General features: G+C 50.1%; 17 protein-coding genes. 10 read left to right on the forward strand and 7 right to left on the reverse strand.

The window, feature by feature from the left end; genetic code table 11:
* The first annotated feature begins 46 nt into the window (after positions 1 to 46).
* From Mcas_RS13415 to Mcas_RS13440, 6 genes are all read left to right on the forward strand, one after another.
* Positions 47 to 643: an RNA polymerase sigma factor gene (locus Mcas_RS13415; RefSeq protein WP_052567473.1), complete on the forward strand. Its 597-nt coding sequence runs from the start codon at positions 47 to 49 to the stop codon at positions 641 to 643.
* Positions 640 to 1,827: an anti-sigma factor family protein gene (locus Mcas_RS17045; protein ID WP_052567474.1), complete on the forward strand. Its 1,188-nt coding sequence runs from the start codon at positions 640 to 642 to the stop codon at positions 1,825 to 1,827. The genes Mcas_RS13415 and Mcas_RS17045 overlap by 4 nt, the downstream gene beginning before the upstream one ends.
* A 125-nt stretch (positions 1,828 to 1,952) precedes the next feature.
* The gene (gene minC, locus Mcas_RS13425) at positions 1,953 to 2,561 is read left to right on the forward strand and encodes a septum site-determining protein MinC (protein ID WP_040336061.1); all 609 of its coding nucleotides are present in this window, start codon (positions 1,953 to 1,955) and stop codon (positions 2,559 to 2,561) included.
* 15 nt (positions 2,562 to 2,576) lie between these two features.
* Positions 2,577 to 3,359, forward strand: coding sequence for a septum site-determining protein MinD (gene minD / locus Mcas_RS13430; RefSeq protein WP_040336062.1), 783 nt, complete (start codon positions 2,577 to 2,579; stop codon positions 3,357 to 3,359).
* Positions 3,360 to 3,362: 3 nt separating this feature from the next.
* Positions 3,363 to 3,620 (forward strand): cell division topological specificity factor MinE, encoded by a 258-nt coding sequence (locus tag Mcas_RS13435; RefSeq protein ID WP_040336063.1) that lies wholly within the window; start codon positions 3,363 to 3,365, stop codon positions 3,618 to 3,620.
* Between the two features lie 67 nt (positions 3,621 to 3,687).
* A complete protein-coding gene (locus tag Mcas_RS13440; RefSeq protein ID WP_040336064.1) occupies positions 3,688 to 5,457 on the forward strand; it encodes a hypothetical protein in 1,770 nt (589 codons plus the stop codon).
* Positions 5,458 to 5,515: 58 nt separating this feature from the next.
* Here the strand turns inward: Mcas_RS13440 and tadA are convergent, their stop codons facing one another.
* Both tadA and sixA read right to left on the reverse strand, forming a co-directional pair.
* Positions 5,516 to 6,016: a tRNA adenosine(34) deaminase TadA gene (gene tadA, locus Mcas_RS13445; RefSeq protein ID WP_156033381.1), complete on the reverse strand. Its 501-nt coding sequence runs from the start codon at positions 6,014 to 6,016 to the stop codon at positions 5,516 to 5,518.
* Between the two features lie 4 nt (positions 6,017 to 6,020).
* Complete coding sequence (sixA, locus tag Mcas_RS13450) at positions 6,021 to 6,488, reverse strand: phosphohistidine phosphatase SixA (RefSeq protein ID WP_040336066.1); 468 nt, start codon at positions 6,486 to 6,488, stop codon at positions 6,021 to 6,023.
* A 189-nt stretch (positions 6,489 to 6,677) separates the two neighbouring features.
* On the opposite strand from sixA, the gene Mcas_RS13455 reads away from it, so the two are divergent.
* The 3 genes from Mcas_RS13455 (at position 6,678) to Mcas_RS13465 (ending at position 7,897) form a co-directional block, all read left to right on the forward strand.
* Positions 6,678 to 6,983 carry a YtxH domain-containing protein gene (locus Mcas_RS13455; protein ID WP_040336067.1) on the forward strand — a complete coding sequence of 102 codons (306 nt, stop codon included), beginning with the start codon at positions 6,678 to 6,680 and terminating at the stop codon, positions 6,981 to 6,983.
* Between the two features lie 76 nt (positions 6,984 to 7,059).
* Positions 7,060 to 7,449: a DUF948 domain-containing protein gene (locus tag Mcas_RS13460; RefSeq protein ID WP_040336068.1), complete on the forward strand. Its 390-nt coding sequence runs from the start codon at positions 7,060 to 7,062 to the stop codon at positions 7,447 to 7,449.
* Position 7,450: 1 nt separating this feature from the next.
* Complete coding sequence (locus tag Mcas_RS13465) at positions 7,451 to 7,897, forward strand: YtxH domain-containing protein (protein ID WP_040336069.1); 447 nt, start codon at positions 7,451 to 7,453, stop codon at positions 7,895 to 7,897.
* Between the two features lie 184 nt (positions 7,898 to 8,081).
* On the opposite strand, the gene Mcas_RS17050 is transcribed toward Mcas_RS13465, so the two are convergent.
* Both Mcas_RS17050 and Mcas_RS13475 read right to left on the reverse strand, forming a co-directional pair.
* Positions 8,082 to 8,870 (reverse strand): two-CW domain-containing protein, encoded by a 789-nt coding sequence (locus tag Mcas_RS17050; RefSeq protein WP_052567475.1) that lies wholly within the window; start codon positions 8,868 to 8,870, stop codon positions 8,082 to 8,084.
* A 185-nt stretch (positions 8,871 to 9,055) separates the two neighbouring features.
* Positions 9,056 to 9,700 carry a response regulator transcription factor gene (locus tag Mcas_RS13475; protein WP_040336070.1) on the reverse strand — a complete coding sequence of 215 codons (645 nt, stop codon included), beginning with the start codon at positions 9,698 to 9,700 and terminating at the stop codon, positions 9,056 to 9,058.
* 110 nt (positions 9,701 to 9,810) lie between these two features.
* On the opposite strand from Mcas_RS13475, the gene Mcas_RS17055 reads away from it, so the two are divergent.
* Positions 9,811 to 10,665: a cyclic nucleotide-binding domain-containing protein gene (locus tag Mcas_RS17055; RefSeq protein WP_052567476.1), complete on the forward strand. Its 855-nt coding sequence runs from the start codon at positions 9,811 to 9,813 to the stop codon at positions 10,663 to 10,665.
* A 614-nt stretch (positions 10,666 to 11,279) separates the two neighbouring features.
* On the opposite strand, the gene Mcas_RS13485 is transcribed toward Mcas_RS17055, so the two are convergent.
* From Mcas_RS13485 to Mcas_RS17830, 3 genes are all read right to left on the reverse strand, one after another.
* On the reverse strand, positions 11,280 to 13,139 hold the full coding sequence (locus tag Mcas_RS13485; RefSeq protein WP_040336071.1) for a peptidoglycan DD-metalloendopeptidase family protein: 1,860 nt from the start codon (positions 13,137 to 13,139) through the stop codon (positions 11,280 to 11,282).
* Between the two features lie 41 nt (positions 13,140 to 13,180).
* On the reverse strand, positions 13,181 to 14,203 hold the full coding sequence (locus Mcas_RS13490; protein ID WP_052567477.1) for an ATP-grasp domain-containing protein: 1,023 nt from the start codon (positions 14,201 to 14,203) through the stop codon (positions 13,181 to 13,183).
* A 156-nt stretch (positions 14,204 to 14,359) separates the two neighbouring features.
* Positions 14,360 to 14,718: ISAzo13-like element transposase-related protein (locus Mcas_RS17830; RefSeq protein ID WP_435050992.1), on the reverse strand; the 359-nt coding region annotated here is incomplete at its 5' end.

Genomic DNA, 14,718 nt, shown 5'->3' on the forward strand with positions numbered 1-14,718 from the left:
TTAAGATATCTGACAGGTGGAACTTTTCAGAGAAATGGCAGTCTAAATGAGTAACGGAAATGTTAATGCAACACCGGGTGTTGACACGGATGAGGTACTTGTCAGGGCCTTCCGGTTGGGGCAGGAATCTGCCTTTGACGCCCTGGTGCTTAAATACAAGGATAGGGTGTTTAACATGTGTTACCGCATGATGGGAGACTACGACGAGGCCAACGACTGTGCGCAGGAGGCGTTTATCAAGGCTTGCCGCGGCATTGACGGCTTCCGTGGCGACTCGACGTTTTCCACCTGGCTGTACCGCATAGCCGTCAACACGTGCAAGAGCAGACTCACATCCCTGAAGTACCTGTTCTTTAAACGAATGCTCTCAACCAATACCCAGGACGATGACGACTTCAGGGATATATCCGACGAACGTTTCTCACCGGAACATCCGCTCCGGAAGAGACAACAGGATGCGGCCATCCACCGGGCAATCAGGTCCCTGCCCCTGCAACAACGCACCGTCGTGGTCTTGCGCGACATCGAGGGACTGTCCTATGAGGAGATTGCTTCCATCACAGGAGTCAGGCCCGGGACGGTCAAGTCACGCATTGCACGAGGGAGAGAGACCCTCAGGGAAAAACTAAAGGACGTCTTATGAAACACTGTAACGAAACAAGAAATAGCCTGTCGAAGTACATGGACGGGACGCTCGATGATGCATCAAGGGAGCAGGTGGAGGGACACCTGAGCCAGTGCAGCACATGCACCCAACACCTGCAACAACTTCAAGCCCTCAGCCACCGGCTATCCTCCCTGGGCCAGGTCAAGGCCCCGGATGACTTCCACGATGCCCTGAGACAACGCATGAGGCAACCGCAACGACACGGCATGACCCTGGGCATACCCGTTACTGTGGCGGCCCTTGCGATGGTTGTTGTGATAGCCTTTAGCGTACTGCACAGGGAGCCTCGGATGCAGCGTATCCTGCAGGAGGATGTCAGGTTGCCGTCCCTCAGCTCGGAAGACAAACCAGAGGGCAAGGCAAAGAGCGATGCCAATGTAACTCGTGAAGCACCCCGTGACACCCTGACGGAACCGCAATCTCAGCCCCCGGCAAAGGCCATGAAAAAGGCGGCTAAGGAGCCTGTTGTCAGCGCCAATGTCCCTGCGGATAAGCCCTCGGCAGTGCCACCTCCCCCGGCACTACCGGCATCACTGGCGGAGGCTCCGGCAACCCCTGCAGTTGCTCCGGCGATGGCTCCGTCTGCGGCTGCTCCGGCACCCCCGGCCAAGTTGCAGGCCTCCACGACACCATCACCACCGGAAAGGTCGAAGGAGAAAAACATCTCCATAGCGGTAGGCAGCGTTGCCCAGAGTAGGGAGGTTGACAAAAAGGATTTTGAACCACGGCAACAGATCACACTGATCGTCTCTGTTGCGGAAGACAGGGTCGAGGAGGCCGGAGCACCCGACTCTTTCGGTGACTCCGGCATACTAAAGGACTCCGCCGTATCAAAAAAGTCAGGAGGTGCAGCTCTGCACCAGGAGGCCAAACAGGAGGTCAGCAGGCGGGATGGCAAAACGGAAGGAACACAGGACTTTGACCGTGTTGCCGCCCTGATACGCTCCAGGGGGGGCAGGGTTGTCTCCGACGATGCTGCCAGACAACGCCGCTACATGGAGGCCGAAATACCGGCGGAGGCCTATGACTCCCTGCTGTCGGAGCTGCGTCGGATAGGCAGCGTTGAACGTGACAATGGCACGGGTAAGCAGGAGACCGCAACGGCAAGAGACAGACAACAACGGCCCGACATCGTGCTTTTGCTCATAAGGTTTCAATAACTGCATGAGACAGTGTGTTTTTCGTGGTACGATGCGGACTTTCAGGTGTAAATAGAAAATTGATACAAATTTTTAATTCCGATATGCTATATTACTAGCATCATGGAAAGTAAGAGTACAAGCAAATGGCAATAGAGATAAAAGGGATAACGATACCGGCGTTGCTGATAAACCTGGACTCATTGATATCAATCGAGGACAATCTCAAGGATATCGAACTTAAGATGTCGTCGTCGTTTTTTAGCAACTCAAAGGTCGTGATAAACACCAACGGCCTTGACCTCGCCGATGGCGACAGGGGCAGGTTACACGAAATGTTAAGGGAACATGGCGCTCTCATCGTAGACTTTAAGACGAACTTTAGCTTTGAGAGCAGGGAAAAGAAAAAAGTCATCGAGTCCTCAGAGGAAAAGAGAACACTCATGACGGTAAGCAAGACGATTCGTGGTGGACAGCGTGTTACATACGATGGCGATCTGATGATCATAGGCAATGTAAACCCGGGCGCATATGTGATTGCCACAGGCAATATCATCGTGCTTGGAGTGCTCAAGGGCGTGGCTCACGCCGGTGCCGCCGGGGATGAGGAGGCCGTGGTAATAGCTCTGACGTTGAAGCCTCAGCAGCTTAAGATAGCAAACATTGTGACAAGACCTCCGGACGATGATGTCCAGACACTTTACCCGGAAAAGGCGTTTGTCAAAGACAAGACAATTCAGATAGAAAAAATCTAACGAAGGAGATAAATTATGACACAAGTTATCGTAATAACCTCCGGCAAGGGTGGAGTTGGAAAGACAACGATAACTGCAAATCTTGGGACTGCCTTGGCCATGTCCGGTAAGAGGGTGTTGACTATTGACGCCGACATAGGGCTGAGGAATCTTGACATGATCCTGGGGCTTGAGCAGCGTATCGTCTACGATGTGGTTGATGTGGTGGAAAACGTTGTAAAGGCAGAAAAGGCATTTGTCAAGGACAAAAGGGGTTTCCCGCTGTGGTTGCTGCCTGCATCGCAGACCAAGAACAAAGAGGCCGTAAAGCCTGAGCAGCTCGCTGAGATCATCGACGACATCAAGGAAAACTTTGACTACGTCCTGATTGATTCTCCGGCGGGCATAGAGAGCGGTTTTAAGACGGCGGCAATGCCTGCCGATGACGCCATCGTGGTGGTCAACCCCGAGGTATCATCCGTCAGAGACGCCGACCGCATTATCGGACTACTTGAGTCCATGGAGAAGAAAAGCATCAGAATGCTCATCAACAGGATAAAGATACACCAGGTCAGAAAGGGCGAAATGCTGTCGGTTGAGGATATAGAGGAGATTTTGCACATCAAAAAGATCGGCATCATCCCGGACGACGAAAAGATCGTCGATTACACCAACAAGGGCGAGCCTATTGTGCTTACAAAAAACAATGCCGTGGCAAAGGCCTTTATTAATGTTGCCGACAGACTTGAGGGTAAGGATATACCATTTAATGAACTTAATGGTTCAAGGGGCTTGATTGCTTGGTTTAAAAGGAGGTAGGACATGTCGTTACTTGCGTATTTCAGAAAGGGTTGTTCTTCGGATACAGCCAAGGAAAGGCTTACAATGGTGCTTTCTTATGAACGGCAGGGGTTGCCGCCGAATTTTTCGGAGCTTCTGCAGAGGGACATCGCCTCAATATTTGCCAAATACCAGCAGTTTGACGTAAAAAGCATAGAGGTGCTGATACGAAAAGTCAACAACTCAGACGAGGTGATGATCAGTATCCCTCTCAGCAAAAGAGCCAAGGGACTACAATAAGTACGACAGGGGGGCAAACTCAGGTTGAGAACCCCTCCATACCCAAGATATTGACATAGGAGTCATAATGATTGAACCGCTTACGTTTACCAGGAATAAGGTAATCTTTGATTACGCCTCCGTCTTTTGTAAGACGAATGACGAACTACTTCAAAGCGAGTTGTTTGATGAGGTATTAAAGCGCTTTATCGACAGATTGGAGCAAAAAGAAAGTCCATTGTTTGTGTTCTTTAAGCAAAACGTGACATTTAATGAAAACGGAGAACTGGTTAATTTTTTGATAGGCATGTTCAGACTCCTGGTCGGCCATAAAATCGATGAAATAGTTAAGTTTAAGGCTGAATATAATAACGTCCTCTCCGACACGGAGTCCATGCTTGAGTTTATAGAGGAGATGTACAATTATTGGCGTCGGTTTGAGAGGTTTATGTATATGGAGGCGCCCAAGCGTTCGCATTACACCAGACAGGGCATACATCACGAGCAGTTCATACAGTCCCACGTTGACCTGAGAAAGATGATAATCGGTGTATACAGGCAGGTCAGAGAGAACCTGACGGGCAAAAATCCACGCACATACCGTCAACTGCCCGCCGGTGTAAACATGGGAATGCTCCTTGAGGGCATCGAATGGGATTGCCCCGATTATCTGGCGGCCATCAAGAACATCCCATTTGTAAGGCTTACACTGATGGAGTCACCGCTCATACTCTATCCAAAGGTGACCAAACGCAAAGGGGCATTCCAAGAAGTACAACAAATATATGACGAAATGCTTAAACTGCAAACAGACCAGTTCATTGCCTTTCCCGCCAAAATTGGCGAACTGGTAGCCTTTATATATTTCCACTACGACTTTATATCCCAGGGATTGTCCCTGTGCAATCTCTTTGAGATCGCCGAGTATGAGGAGGTAGATGGCAAGAGACCTGATATCATCCTGTTGTTTGGCGTTGATGAGATGAAATATCCGCACAACACGGTCTACATCGATGATGCCAGGAACTCGCTGATGGTAGGTTTTGCGCGCCATACCGAGGAGATAGACTACTTTGGATATTTTAAGAAGTTTGCCCTGACCATGCACAACCTCGTAATGATGAAGAGAAACAGGCTACCCGTTCATGGAGCGATGTTTCACCTGAAGCTCAAAACCGGGGCAACCGCCTCCGTGGTGATCGTCGGCGACAGTGGCGCCGGAAAGTCGGAGACGCTTGAGGCCTTCAGGGCGCACTGTGAGGACTATGTCAACGGGATAAAAATTATCTTTGACGACATGGGGTCCCTGGGGCTGAACGACCGTGGCGAAGTGGTTGGTTATGGCACAGAGATCGGCGCATTTGTCAGACTCGATGACCTGCAACCGGGCTATGCCTACGAGGAAATAGACAGGAGCATCTTCATGAATCCCGATAAGACAAACGCCAGGCTCATAATCCCCGTAACGACTTATCATAACATCGTCAGGGGTTTTAAGGTTGACATCGTGCTCTACGCAAACAATTACGAAAACGTTACCGAAGAAAACAAGATCATAGAGTTCTTTGACACCCCCAATGAGGCCATCTGTGTCTTTAAGAGCGGGCATCGTCTGGCAAAGGGCACCACGGATGAAAAGGGAATTGTACGCACATACTTTGCCAATCCCTTTGGCCCCCCACAGCGCAAGGAGGCACACGAAAAAATCGCCGCAAGCTACTTCGCCAAATTCTTTGAGCTAGGCCTGATGGTTGGTCAGATACGCACAAGACTCGGCATCGAGGGCTTTGAGCAGGAAGGCCCAAAAGCAGCCGCTCTGGCACTCATCGACATCATCAAGGACATGGCAAAAGCCTGAAAGAAAAGAAGAGAAAAGAAGGGGGCCAGCCCCCTTGACCCCATCATGCGCAACCTTGTCAAGTGCTTGGTTTCGATGCCGTATTTCTGCGCAATTGTGCAAAGAACCCCCTAAGCAACTCCGCACACTGCTGCTGCAACACCCCCGATGTCACCTCCACCTGGTGATTTAACCTGTCATCGTTCAGGAGGGTGTAGAGGCTGGTTACGGCGCCCCCTTTTGGGTCATTGCAGCCATAAACAAGGCGCTTGATCCGGCAGGCCAATATCGCCCCGGCACACATCACGCACGGCTCCTTGGTTACGTACAGGACGCAATCGCTCAACCGCCAACTACCACGGACCTCGGCACCCTCGACGATGACTGTTAGCTCCGCATGTGCCGTAGGGTCTTGCAGGGCCTCCTTGCGGTTAAATGCCCCGGAAATGACCTCCCCACAACTGTCTGTCAGCACCGCTCCAACAGGGACATCCCCCAACCGCCAGGCCGCCTGCGCCAGCTCAATGGCCATCGCCATGAAACGCTCATCGGTGCTTAATATTGCGTTATCGTCGGCTATTAAACTATCCCTGACATAGCTCCGGTACGATCATCCATTGTACCAGCCAGAGGCCCTGTTCATTTCTCCTGAAGCAGAGGACGCCGGCCATCTTAAAGGTAATCAGCCCCGTTTCGGCGGCGTCACACAGGAGTGTCGAGGCCAGCTTGCTCAGGTGCGGGAGGTGCCCGACGATAGCCACTGAACCGGCCATCTCCACCAGTCGGTCTGCCCATATGGCCGGGTTATCAAGGGGCAACAGGCCATCTGCTTTTACGGTACCACCGGGAGGGTTGAGCACGTCCTCCAGGACGTTGGCTGTCTGCACTGTTCGCGTCTTGCCTGAGTGGTATATCTTGTCAATCTTGACGTTGCCCCTTTGGAGAAAGGCCGCCGTCTTCTTTATATTTGCCAAACCGCTGTCACTGAGGGGTCTTTGAGGGTCCTCTTCCTCGCTCTTTGCCTCGGCGTGCTGTATAAGGTACAGGTGCATAATGTTTTCCTCCTTTGTAAGGTTTTCTGAGTATATTGTACCTTAATTGCCCCGGCATCTTTCAACCGGTGAATATTTTTTCTGATAAGTGTCGCGCTATTGACAGCATTAAATGAGTTGTGTTATATTGGTGTATGGTGGTAAGCGATCAATATGGATAAACGATTAACCTATAGGGAGGATTCGCCTATGGTAGGGGAAGAAGAAGGGATCAAAAAACTAAAGCGTTATGTAATGCTGGGGTCGTTCCTTGGTGGTTTGGTTGGAGCTACGGTAGCGGTGCTTGTGATGCCACAGTCGCCAGAGGAAAGGAGACGGACCATTGCAGATATTCAGCAAGACCTCTATAAACCCGTAAAGGTGAAGTTCAATGAACTTGTCGAACACGTAGGCAACTCGCTTATAAAGGCCGTTGATGAAGCAGCCAAAAAAGTGGCAAATGGTAAGATGAGACCCGACGATGACTCGGAATCAGAAGATGAATACAGCTCTTGAGTACCGTAAACGGCCATAGGGGCAGAGCTACAAATATAGTGCATGCAGCAACTTTAAATTATAGCGGGGGGATATAGTGAGTGTCAATATCTATCTGCTTCTGCTTCTGACAGTGCTCGTTGTGTTCATAATACCGATACTGATCCAGATAAGCCGCATGCTTGGCTCAGTGAATGACCTGCTGAAGACGACAAATGAGTCAGTAAAACTCATGGTGGGCGAGTTAACCAAGACATTGGAAAGCGCAAACAAGGTCATAGCAACAGTCAACGCAATCATAGAAAACGCAAAGGAGTTGGGGGTCGCCTTTAAGGGATTGAGCGAGGGGGCCAGTAAACTGGGTACCACCCTCAAAGATTCCGGCTCATACATCACGGGATTGTTGCAGCAAATGACAGGTTTTGTATCATCGTTAAAAACGACACTTAGTGTCTTAGCTAAGGGATTATTGAAAAAAGGAGGATAATATGGCAAAAACCGAAGAAGAGGGTAGTACGGGAACGCTTCTGGCCATTACGATGGTCATTGGCAGCTTGCTGGGAGCAGCCGGAGGGTTGCTGCTGGCGCCTCAGCCAGGGAGGCAGACCCGCGATAAGCTCCGTGCCGCGTATGATGACGTGTCGCACAACGTACAGGATTTCATGAAAAAGTATGAAGGCAAGGTGCCCGATTTCTTGACAAAGGTTAAGGATGAATTGCAGGACGTACCCGAGCAGGTTAAGACTGAACTGGCCGGTATTGCGAAAGAAACGGGTGAAACCATCTCCAAGGTCAGAGAGGTCGGTTCGGAATATCTCAAGGACGTCTCAAAGACGCTCGTTACCACCTTCGATGAGAGCAAACACACGCTCACCTCAACCTTGGAGGAAGGCAAGAAACTGATTCTCAGGAAAAAAGCTGACGACGAGGAATAGCCCCCTTTGACGTCAGAGGGACCGGTCAGAGGGCCGACCAGAGGGCCGACCAGAGGGATTGTAACACAAGGGCCGTTAACCTGCCCTAAATCCCTCACTCTCTGCCTCCCTCCCCCGCATAAAGGGTTGTAGTGCTACGATAACACTATAGTTCTGGAGACATGTAGCTGCCCACTCACTCCGCCTATTTAACCTTCTTTACCAGTGGATCAAAGTACCCGGAGACCTGCCGGCGAACTGCCTTTAGCATTGTCTTTGCAACGGTTTGGAATGCACGTGCCCTGGGGTGGTTGGCAATGGCATCAATTACCATCAGCTCGTCAACAAGGTCATCCTTACACAAGCGCTTACTGCCCTCAAGCATGCTTACCGACGGACACAGGCTTACCCATCCTATAAGCAGACTGATAAACAGAGAGTTCACCTCAAAGCTGTCATCAAAGGCTGTATGCTTACTCTTTTCATAGACATGCTTTAAAAATCCTGGTTCCTTAAATGCCTTGGCCTTTTCTTCTTCCTTTGACCTCTTCAGATACTGTATGGCACTCTGGTACTCGGTCTCCTGGTTTATAACAAGCTGGTGAAAACTACAGGTAGTACAGTGTTTTATCTTATTGGCGATCCCCCCCTTGGTATCTGAATCGGCAAGAGGCACTGCCACTGCCCAACAGGCCCTTCCGGCGTTGGTTCCACCGTGCAACCCGTCAAATGCCTCAGCCGTCGTAACGGGACAGATGCCCAACTTGTCTGCATTCTTTCCCCCCGGCTGCCTGCCACACAACTTGTACTCCCAGCAATTTTGCTTATCCTGCCGCAGAGGTAGTATATCAGGAACATCAACCTTTAATTCCACTAATTCCACCAACTTTACGGCCTCTTGTACAGATTCTTTTGCGGTCTCCTGTACAGGTCTGCCATTGTCTCTTTCTTCTACGGCTATGTTGCCGTCTTCCATATAATTCTCGTCATCCATCAATACCCCCATTGGGCTTTTATCAAAAGCACATAAATTTTTTTATTTATATCCTCACTTGTCCAGCGATACGTAAATGCTGATAGCCAATCCTGCTTTTAGGGTAACACGTTATTCAGTAAGTTGTCAAACAGAAAAGAAAACAGTGGGCTGCATAAATTTTTCATGGGAAAACGCCCTTTCCCTCAATTGAGCTTGTACCCCCTTCCCTTGAAAGTGACGAGTGCATCCTCGGGCAGGGCCTTTCTCAGTATCTTTATGTACGTCCTGAGCACCTCATCGCCGGTGCCCTTGTTGCCCCAGACGTAGCCCATGATGGTCTCATTGCTTACGACCTGCCCACGGTGGCGGATGAGCAAGGTCAGCAACATCCAGGCAGTCTTGGATATCCGTATCTCCTGCCCGTTGCGGTAAAGGCTTTCGGCATTGAGGTCAACCGTCACGTCTCCTATTTTTATCACCTGCTGGAGGTGTACCTTTTTGGAGAGCGACTTCAGTCTTACCAGGAGCTCTCTTATCTCAAAAGGTTTTGTGATATAATCATCGGCTCCAAGCTCAAAGCACCTCTCCTTGTCCGTGATGGCGTTCTTTGCCGTAAGTACTAGCAAGGGCGTGGTTACCCCCTTGCGACGCACCCGGGCAATGATATCTTCCCCACGGATGCGTGGCATCATCAGGTCAAGGACGATGGCGTCGTATGTGTTTGAGGCAAGAAAAATCTCAAACTCCGTCTCATCCACAACGGCATCAACCGTCATCCCCTGAGACCTCAGATACACCTGCAGGCTTTCGTTGAGGATTTTGTCGTCTTCTATGATCAAAACCTTCATGGTTTTATTATAACACCTTTTAGTCTGAATTGTTCATGCAAGGGGTACATTTGAATTTTGCGGTGAAAAATGCTATGCTAAGATAAATAACAGAAGAGGTGCATAGTAGTATGGATAGAGGGTTGAAGATATTTATTTCTATCAGTGAACTGGCGGTTTCGGATATAACAAAGGGTGGTTTGTCCTATCTGGGCTTTACAAATGTCCATGCGGTAAACAACACGTCAACCGCCCTGGGTGCCCTGCTCAGAGATAAGGTAGACGTCCTGATCAGTGACTACGCCAACCTCAAGATGGAGGGAGAGGGGGGCAATCTCCTGAAGGCGATCAGGAGTCACCAGGAGCTTGCACGCCTTAAGATAGTCCTCCTGGCCACAAAGGAGATAGACGTAAACGAACTCAAGCAGTTGTACAAGGAAGGCATCAATGCCATTGTAAAGTATCCGTTTCAGATAAACGACCTGGTCAAGGGTATCAACGACGCCGTCAGAAGCGTCCAGACACAGGTGTCGGATACGTTTACAAAGATACGGCAACTGGACTTTTTTTCCTTCATGAACGATGAAGAGGTGCTGAAGCTCCTGAAGATGACCAAGTGCAGGAAGTACCAGGCCGGTGAAATAATATTTGAAGAGGGACAGCCTGGTGACAGATTCTACGTTATAATTGAGGGCAGCCTGTTGATCATAAAGGTGCTCGATGACGACAACGAGGAGGTACTGGCACGGCTTGAGAGAGGGGCGTGTTTTGGTGAAATGGCCATAGTGGAAAACACCACTCGTTCGGCAAGGGCCAGAACCGATGATGGCGTTTTGCTCTTTGAGCTTGACAGCAAGCTCATGGATGGCTATGACGACATCGTTACGCTGAAACTGTTTAAGAAGCTGGCCTATGTCTTTAGCGATCGTCTAAGAAACGCCGACCAGAAGATCAGGGAACTGGCACTGTACTCCTACGCAAAGTAGGGGTTGCCACGGACACTCAGGGGGGCCAGGGCGCATGAACCTCTGCCCTGTCCCCCGATTTTTGCACATCTCCGTTTGTTCAGCGCGCTACGGCTCATAGCTTAACTCCGCAAAACCTGCTTATATATGTCATCCCCTTTCTTTTCTATTGACAACCCATCAAGTGGGGTAAGTTCTGTTATACACTGTAAATTGAGAATGTTCCCGGGATGTTTTTGACATCAGACTTGGGTTTTTTTGAGTAGATACAGTAATAGGAAAAAAGCCAACGTTTCCTTGATCTGCCTCCACGGTTGGTCACAATTAAGCTCTATCGTCCTCTCTATGAGCAGAGCAAGAACACATATCTTTACATGTACCACAATGCGGTTAGTTAACCAGTGATGCATTTTTATATCCTAACCGAAAATTCATATATTGTCAAGAGAAAATTACTTCACATTCCAAGATGCTTATATGTAAAATACGATAAAAAGCCACAACCGCTGTGTCACCCCCCCCTCGCAAGGATGGGGTCAAGGGGTCAGCGACCCCCGGCTCAGTGGGGGGCTGGCCCCCTTGCGGGGTGGGTCTGAGGGAGGGGCGGAGCCGCCCTCCTTGTCTTTCTCTTATTTTTATTTAGTCTGCCAATCACCTGGTAGTCCGCGTGTCACGAAATCCCCGCTGGATATCTTCATGCCATCCATGAGGTGCACGTAGACGTCGCCCGTGTTGGTGTCTTGCCAGAGCAGGTCGGTCTTGCCATCTCCGTTGTAGTCTGCGGTTGCCTGAATCTGCCAGTTGTGCGGGACTCCTCTGGCCACATAGCCGCTGCCGGTTATCTTTGTGCCACCCATAAACCATATGGCAACATCACCAAGTGTAGCGTTGTGCCAGAGCACATCGGTCTTGCCGTCGCCGTCAAAGTCCTCCGTTGCCCTGATATCCCAATCAATCGGTATACCCTTGACGACAAGTCCGCCGCCTGTTATCTTCGTCCCGGCCATCAACCATATGTATATGTCGCCGGTATTTTTATTTCGCCACAACACATCGCTATGACCATCGCCATCAAAGTCGTTCTTGACCTTTGTCACGGTGCCTGAGGTAAACTCAACGGAGATGTCCCTGTCTGCGGTCATCGCAACCAGACACTGGTTGACGGCGGGGGTGGAATCGCAGCCTGTCCAGGTCTTTAGCGTCGAACTGCCAGCTACCGTAGCCGTCAGGGTTACGGAGGCACCTGCGGAAAATGTACCGGAACACGTCAGTCCGCAGTCAATACCGGAGGGCGAACTGGTAACAGTGCCCGAACCCGTGCCGGTCTTTTTCACCGTGAGAGTATTGCCAGAGGTAACGCCAACGTAAAAGGGTTGCTCGTAGGTCTGACCGTTAAAGACCATCTGAAATCTCCACTTCCCTGATGGGGCATCGGTTGGCAAGGTGTAATACCAGTACCAGTAGGCAACCGAGTAATGTTGTGTCTTATCATTCTTGTACATCCAGGATTTAAACACGGTGCCGTCCGGACGATAGATTGTATACGTGCTTTCCATGCCTTCGAACAGGTCTCTGTAGAAGATATAAAAATAGACGGTATCTCCGGGTTGGAAATTGGTCTTTTCGTTGGTGATTTCTGTGACAGGACATTGGGATGCTTCATAGGCAACAGCGCTTGTCATGAGCTTGAGTACGGCGGGGTCATAGTAGGGGCGTTGCGACTTCCACCACGAAGCGGCATTGAGCTTGTTACAGTTTCCGGCAAAGGGGTCAATTACCTTATCGGCGGCGTCATGCACCTCAAAGTGCAAGTGAGGCCCGGTGGAACTACCAGAGCTGCCTACCACGCCAAGGTACTCGCCCTCCTCAACGGTATCTCCCACAACCTTGGTGGTAACGGAGTTCTTTTTGAAATGGTAGTACAAGGCGGTTGAGCCATCACTGTGACGAACAGAGACTCCGTTTGCGTTGGCATTACCGGGTGCACAGTTTCTGTCGTAGTTACCGTCCTCCTTGTAGACAATCGTACCGGCAGCGGCGGCCACGGCAACTACTTCATCGTTGTCCATTTTTTTCCATCCAAAGGGCCAGGGGAAAATATCCGTACCCTGATGATTATACGAGTTGGTATCGTATGTCCTTGTACCGCAATTATAATCACTTAGATGATTGGAGTAGACCGGATCGTGATCGACAAAGGCCGATATCCCATAAAAGCCGTAATCTTTCAGCGTATCCGAGGCCCTGATGGGCAGAGAGAACAACACGGCAGCCCGTGGCTCATAAGCCGGCAGCTTGCCCTGCGCCCTCAGACGCATAACGTTATGTTGTGTCTGCGTCTTGATCTGCTCCCTTTGCTGCCGTGTCAGGTCCGGATGACTCCGGGAGAACTCATACACCCCAAAACCAAAGTTCGACCCCTCCTGTGCGTACACCAACCAATGACACATCAGGGCAATAACCATCACTGCGAACCCGTAAAACAATCTTTGCATAGCGTAAACTCCTCCTTTTTTTTCTTTGTGTTGCACGTGTTCTATATTACGACTGCGGCGGCAACCTTCGCTATTTTCATGCCGGTGCGTGGATGGGGTATGTCTGAGGCACTGCATAGTCCCCCAAAGAGGCGGAGTGCCCAGTAAGGGATATTCAGCCCCGACAGGGTTGAGTAGTGTATACCGCCGCTCATGCGGGTGTTTATCTCAAGGAGATAGGGGGTGTTGCCGCCGTCTTTGAACTGGACGTTGTAGATGCCGTTTAAACGCAGCGTTGCGGTCAACCTCCTTACGGTGTCCTCTATTTCGGGGTTGTCTTCGATCCACTGTATGTAGCCGAGGTCCCTTGACTTGAGCCTTGTGACGAGGCGTACCAACGACCCGTTATCGGCAAGACAGTCAACGCTCCTCTCTGCCCCCTCAAGGTACTTCATCACGAGGAGTTCCTTAAAGCCGGGGCCGTCCCTGAGCGCCTTGCGCATCTGCTCAATGCCCACCTTTGAGCCATCGCCCGACAGGATGTAATCAACCTCCGGCATGTCATCCCTGAGCACCTTGAATCCGATGCCGTGTATGGAGACGGATGGCTTGAGGCACAATCCACCGTGTCGTGGCTTGAGTTGACTTACCGCTTCCTCAAAGTCAGCATACGTACAGCAGAGGCGATACTCCGGGATGTTTGCGATGCCCGGGGTAATGTGGGCGTACAACATGGCCTTGTTGTTGATCATGCGCAGGGTTTCGCTCTGGCCGCAGACCACAACCCTGGTGCCGATGGCGGCAAACTCCTCTTGTCTGTCGGCAATCTCAGTCGCCCCACGCGTAGGCATAAACACCCCCACCTCGTACCTCTTGCAAGTCTGCAGGCAATAGTCAACGTAGGCGGCTCCGGTGATGCCTGCCGGCTCAACGGCGGAGATGTTCGCCGCTGCAAGACCAAGAAATCCGGGGTTTCTGTGCGTGCATAAGACCTTAAACGCACCCTCCGCATCGGCATCACGGATGTCCATGATGACATTGTAGATGCTGGAAAAACCCTCGTTAAACCATACCGTCACTGTCATTACTATACATTAAGTACAAGTATCGATGCAACCCATCCCAAGCATAATTATGTAGCCGGATAAGCAGAAGAGTATAAGTAGCTATAACAACAGAAGAAAAGACAGACCCATTGTTATTATTATTTTTTTTCTGCTATACTTAGTAACTGTCCATAATTAACTTGAACAATTAGGTGCTATAGTATAATTCCATTCACCATGAAATGAAGCCTTAGTTAAATTAACTTTGTCAAATTCTTCATCAGACACCTTAATTCCCTTTGAGTAAGCAGTTGTATCCAGTTCTGCCTTGATCTTTAAACCCTTATTTGTTGTGGTGCTACCTATTAGATTTACGATTATCTCATGGCTTGTCAAAGGCTTACCACGCCAGTTCATGCTTATATGGCAGAACATTCTATGTTCTATTTTATTCCATTTGCTGGTTCCCGGTGGAAAGTGACAAACCGATATGTTTAAACCTGTTTCGTTTGCAAAACGTTGGAGTGCAACCTTCCACAAACGGACACGATAGC

The sequence above is a fragment of the Candidatus Magnetobacterium casense genome (genome assembly GCF_000714715.1).
Taxonomy (GTDB): Bacteria; Nitrospirota; Thermodesulfovibrionia; order Thermodesulfovibrionales; family Magnetobacteriaceae; genus Magnetobacterium; species Magnetobacterium casense.

Excerpts from the sequence above, each read along its gene's own strand:
- Mcas_RS17045 (WP_052567474.1), top strand. The coding sequence starts at position 640 with ATGAAACACTGTAACGAAACAAGAAATAGCCTGTCGAAGTACATGGAC.
- Mcas_RS13415 (WP_052567473.1), top strand. The coding sequence starts at position 47 with ATGAGTAACGGAAATGTTAATGCAACACCGGGTGTTGACACGGATGAG.
- Mcas_RS13485 (WP_040336071.1), bottom strand. The coding sequence starts at position 13,139 with ATGCAAAGATTGTTTTACGGGTTCGCAGTGATGGTTATTGCCCTGATG.
- Mcas_RS13435 (WP_040336063.1), top strand. The coding sequence starts at position 3,363 with ATGTCGTTACTTGCGTATTTCAGAAAGGGTTGTTCTTCGGATACAGCC.
- sixA (WP_040336066.1), bottom strand. The coding sequence starts at position 6,488 with ATGCACCTGTACCTTATACAGCACGCCGAGGCAAAGAGCGAGGAAGAG.
- Mcas_RS17050 (WP_052567475.1), bottom strand. The coding sequence starts at position 8,870 with ATGGATGACGAGAATTATATGGAAGACGGCAACATAGCCGTAGAAGAA.
- Mcas_RS13475 (WP_040336070.1), bottom strand. The coding sequence starts at position 9,700 with ATGAAGGTTTTGATCATAGAAGACGACAAAATCCTCAACGAAAGCCTG.
- Mcas_RS13465 (WP_040336069.1), top strand. The coding sequence starts at position 7,451 with ATGGCAAAAACCGAAGAAGAGGGTAGTACGGGAACGCTTCTGGCCATT.
- minC (WP_040336061.1), top strand. The coding sequence starts at position 1,953 with ATGGCAATAGAGATAAAAGGGATAACGATACCGGCGTTGCTGATAAAC.
- Mcas_RS13440 (WP_040336064.1), top strand. The coding sequence starts at position 3,688 with ATGATTGAACCGCTTACGTTTACCAGGAATAAGGTAATCTTTGATTAC.
- Mcas_RS13490 (WP_052567477.1), bottom strand. The coding sequence starts at position 14,203 with ATGACAGTGACGGTATGGTTTAACGAGGGTTTTTCCAGCATCTACAAT.
- minD (WP_040336062.1), top strand. The coding sequence starts at position 2,577 with ATGACACAAGTTATCGTAATAACCTCCGGCAAGGGTGGAGTTGGAAAG.
- Mcas_RS13455 (WP_040336067.1), top strand. The coding sequence starts at position 6,678 with ATGGTAGGGGAAGAAGAAGGGATCAAAAAACTAAAGCGTTATGTAATG.
- Mcas_RS17055 (WP_052567476.1), top strand. The coding sequence starts at position 9,811 with ATGGATAGAGGGTTGAAGATATTTATTTCTATCAGTGAACTGGCGGTT.